General features: G+C 47.8%; 1 pseudogene. It reads left to right on the forward strand.

Annotated elements, in window-relative coordinates:
* Positions 1–241: pseudogene (locus tag NW815_RS13430) on the forward strand (CRISPR-associated protein); the annotation flags it as partial.
* Positions 242–1,096 lie beyond the last annotated feature (855 nt).

Raw genomic sequence — 1,096 nt, forward strand, 5'->3', positions numbered from 1 at the left:
CCTGCGAGACATTCCCTGGGTGGATCTGGTTCGATACGATCCACACGCCTACGCTGCCCCCAAAAACAGCGTCAAAGCCTCAAACCGCAAAACCGAAGATGGCCGCCACATTCTGTGGATCCACCTCCACGAGAGCCAGGACACCCACCTCGCTGTCAGAGTAGAAACCACCGGCTACACCCCCGAGCACCTAGAGCTGGCTGCCACCGAATTGCGGCAACGCTTGGGCCGTCTGCTTTGAGTGTTTCCATGAATCCCGCTTCCCCAAAGGGAAGTGACTTATCAGGTATAGGGTTTTTGCTACGCAAACCTACATAAAATAAGGTATCGCATTCGGAACAACGGTTGATCCGGGTGGCGTGGAAGTTGCTTGCGGCTCAGGATCGGTTCCATTAACAGGAAATTACCGAGTACAGCGTATTCGCTTCGACCATCATCCGTTTCAACTACCCCTGCCAAAAGTGCCAGATCAGATCTAGATCATCACGTCTGCAGTTATTAAGCTTGTCTGAGACACATATTACGAACAACGCGAAAAAAGGAAGTAATATGGTAGAACATGAAAGCCTGAATACACCAACCAAACTTCTCCTAGTTGGAGTGGAGATCCTTTTTGTCTGTGCCCTGTTTCTCATGCGTCTTGGAGTCGCCGGTTGGCTTCTAATGATGTTTGGAGCGCTGCTTATTTTGCTGCTTACTTTATGGGCATTTGTGCATATAGCTTTGATGATCACATTCATTAGCGTTTTTGAATCAAGAAAGAGCGATATTGCGCTCTACCTCGCGACTCATTTTTTCTATCTTTGGGCCTGGTTATTTCAATTCGATGGCGATGATACCAGTGTAAAGTGGACTATTCGTCTCCTCCCATGCACGAACTTTCTGGAGCCTCTCCTCCGGAAATGGGGCGGAGTTCTATTTTTAACCACGAGTATCGCTACATTTGTTTGCTATTTGATAATCTTCATTTTAATAGTTATTCGCTTGGCTCGATTAATTTTCCATTGAGTTTTCATTAATTCCACTGCCCCGAAAGGAAGCGACTTCCGCCGATTATAACCCTTGCCCAGAGCGGGATCCAGGGGCCTAGATCGAC

The sequence above is a fragment of the Synechococcus sp. R6-7 genome (assembly GCF_047461695.1).
In the GTDB taxonomy this organism is placed as follows: Bacteria; Cyanobacteriota; Cyanobacteriia; order Thermostichales; family Thermostichaceae; genus Thermostichus.